Source organism: Spongiibacter marinus (assembly GCF_016906995.1).
In the GTDB taxonomy this organism is placed as follows: Bacteria; Pseudomonadota; Gammaproteobacteria; order Pseudomonadales; family Spongiibacteraceae; genus Spongiibacter; species Spongiibacter marinus.
The window spans coordinates 22,194-25,049 of sequence record NZ_JAFBBD010000013.1 but is presented as its reverse complement, the minus strand read 5'-3'; the positions used below and the strand labels follow the sequence as shown (position 1 = coordinate 25,049).

1 protein-coding gene and 1 pseudogene are annotated in these 2,856 nt (G+C 57.1%); both read right to left on the bottom strand.

The annotated features are described in order from the left end of the window. Positions 1 to 76: 76 nt before the first annotated feature. Positions 77 to 2,125 carry a ClpP-like prohead protease/major capsid protein fusion protein gene (locus HNR64_RS16315; RefSeq protein WP_204997474.1) on the bottom strand — a complete coding sequence of 683 codons (2,049 nt, stop codon included), beginning with the start codon at positions 2,123 to 2,125 and terminating at the stop codon, positions 77 to 79. 159 nt (positions 2,126 to 2,284) lie between these two features. After that, a pseudogene (locus HNR64_RS16310) lies at positions 2,285 to 2,856 on the bottom strand (hypothetical protein); the annotation flags it as partial.

The window sequence follows — 2,856 nt, the reverse complement described above, 5'->3', positions numbered from 1 at the left end:
ATTTTTAATTGGCAGAAAGCAAAACCGCCGGGCTTAGCCGGCGGTTTAGTTGGTCTGTTTGGTGAGTAAAAAGGGATTACGACTTGGGCGTTTTGACCATGCCGCGGTAGTCCCATGCTTTGGCAGCAGCATCCATGCGAACCTTGAATTCTGTGCCATCCACGTTCCAGCCCTGCTGCTGCTCTAATACCGGGGCTTGCTGGCCGTCCAGGTACTGCACCTCGATGGTGTCGTGCATGTTTTGGTCTGCCAGCAAGTACCAGCCATTGTGGTTAGCCAGGCGGGCATCGCTAATTACCTCGGCAATGCCGCGCACGCTGTTAGGCACGGTGTTGTTCTTGGCGCTTGCGCCAACCTCAAATTCAGACTGCATGGCCACGCGCGCTGCACCCTCGTCTGCCGTACCACAAAGCAGGAATTTGGGGCGCAGGTTTAAGATGGCATCGCCGTCTTTTTGGTTGGCCATTTTTACGCGCGCTGCGTCAACGCTTGCGGTGTTAATGGCGCTGGCCGTTGCCAGGTTGCCGTGGTCGGCATGGAACAGCGATTTGCCGTCCGCCATGGCTGGGTTGTTGATGAACACATCAAACACCAGGTCGCCCACTGTGCGTATGGCGGCGCGGCCCATTTTCATTGGCAGGCGAGTAAATAGGCTCAGGTCGTCATTAATGATGGCTTGGCGGTTAATGCCGAACAACTCGCCGTAAGTGGCCAGCACGGCCGTTTCGGCGCGCTCGCCCAGTGTGACGTATTTATACTCGGCGCCAGCGGCTACAGGGCGAAGGCTGGGGAAGCTGCCAAGGTCTGTGCGGGTGTGTACCTTAAAGTCGGAGAAGCTGCCAACGCTTGTGAACAGCTGGAAGGTCTCCGAAGCTTCTTCGTAGCCTTTAAGCATGGCTTTGTAGGCAATGTTGCCCAGCACGGTGGTGAAGTCGCCCGAGCTGTGGGTAAACGCGGCGGCAACCAGCGCCATTTTGTCCATGTGGCCAGTGGGTACGCTGCGAGCGTGCAAGAAGGCGCGCGCCAGTTCGTACATGGTGTGGCCTGCCAGCTGGTTGTTTTCCACGCGGGCTTCGCCTAATGCGCGGGCAGCAATGGCGTTTTCGGCGTGGGCCATCATGGTTTTAATGCCGGCGTGTTCGCCCACTACCACACTGTAGCTTTGACCAGGCTGCTTGTTTTGGTCGCCAATGGCGGCCAGCAGCTTGTCTTTGGCCTGTGCGCTGTCGCAGTTTTCGTCATTTAAGCACTGGGCCTGCAGCGCCTCGTGGCCGGTGAAGCCTTCAAACACAGCGTTGATATCGGCTTTGCGCTTGGCCTGGGCGGCTTTGTAGTTGGCGACAGCATCGTTGCTGATCTGTGCGGTTTGCTCGGCTGTTAATTCCGCTTTTGCGGCGGTTGCAGCCGGGGTATTTGGTGCTTGCTTCATGGGTTTAACCTCTTGGGTTTGTTGGGTGCCTGCAACCGCAGACGGGAATAAAACAGGGTCGGCGCTGGCGGTGACCAGCTCCATAACGGCATCAGGGGTTTTGTTGAAGCCGTTGAAGGCGTCGGGGTCAAAACATGCAGCTAGGTCTTGAGCCTCTGTGGCGAAGTCTGCGAAGCCTGCTTCTACGGCTTCGGTGCCGGCGTACCAGGTTTCTTCATCCATGGCCTGGATCACTTCTTCTTCGCTCATGCCGCTGCGCGATGAGTACAGATTGACCATAGTGGTTTTGATTTTGGCCAGCAGGTCGGCCGCCTTTTTCATGTCTTTCTCTTCCCCTGCGACCACGCCGCTTGGGTTGTGGATCATGAAGTAGGCGTTCTCGGCAATATGCACCGTGTCGCCTGCCAAGGCGATTACACTGCCCATGCTGGCGGCAATACCGTCAATATGGGTTTCGATTTTGGCCTTGTGGTTCTTCAGCAGGTTGTAGATGGCGGTGCCTTCAAACACGCTACCGCCGGGGCTGTTAATGTGCAGCGCAATTTCATCCAGCTCGCCGAGCTCTTTTAGGTCTTTGGCAAATTGGCGGGCGCTTACATCCCATCCGCCAACGTAGCCATAGATGTGAATTTCGGCGGTTTTATTGGCCGTGGCCTGGGGCGAGCTCATCGCCATGCTGTACCAGTGTTTACTCATTGCTATACCTGCTTGTTGGGTTGTGTGGCTGCCGCTAATTGATTCGCTGCCGCGCTGGCTTTTCTTTGGGCGTAGCGCTGCCACCTCGCGCACTGGCGCGTGGTTGATGTTTTGTGTGCATGGGGGTTTCCTCGTTTTGCTGTTGCCAGCGGCTGGGCGCTACTGGGCAATTAAGCCGTGCGCTCGCAAAGCTGCGAGCGCTGAATTCAGTGTGGTTTGCAGCTCGTTAGCCGTGGCCTGCAAACTCTGGATGACGTCTCGCTCTGTGGCGCCGTAAAAAACATCGACGCTTTCGCTAGAGACGGGCGCTTGAGAGTCGGCGATAACAGGCTGCTGGGCACCCACAACTCTCACACCATTTACGAAGTAACCGCCGCTGCCTGCAATTGCTGTCGCACCAAACCCCACAGCGTCAATCCCGCCATTCTCATTTATCGCGGGATACCCGCCGTTAACGCCCTTATTTGCCTTCGCTTCGTATAAGTAGTCGCTCTGCCACTGGTTGAGCACCCGCGCAACAAGCTCGCCCGACTGCGGGTCATTCACACGGAAAAACAAGCTGCCGTCCGCCTGCCTGTACATGATCGCTAGCGGCTCTGGAAAGTCACCCACTGCCGGGTAGTCTTCGCCAGTCCAAAGCTCCATGCCTGGTCCGCGCGGGCCTGTGTCGCCGGTATCACCTTTTAGCCCCTGAGGGCCTGCTGGGCCAGTGTCGCCTGTGTCGCCTTTTA

Coding starts and splice junctions, on each gene's coding strand:
- HNR64_RS16315 (WP_204997474.1), bottom strand. CDS start 2,125: ATGAGTAAACACTGGTACAGCATGGCGATGAGCTCGCCCCAGGCCACG.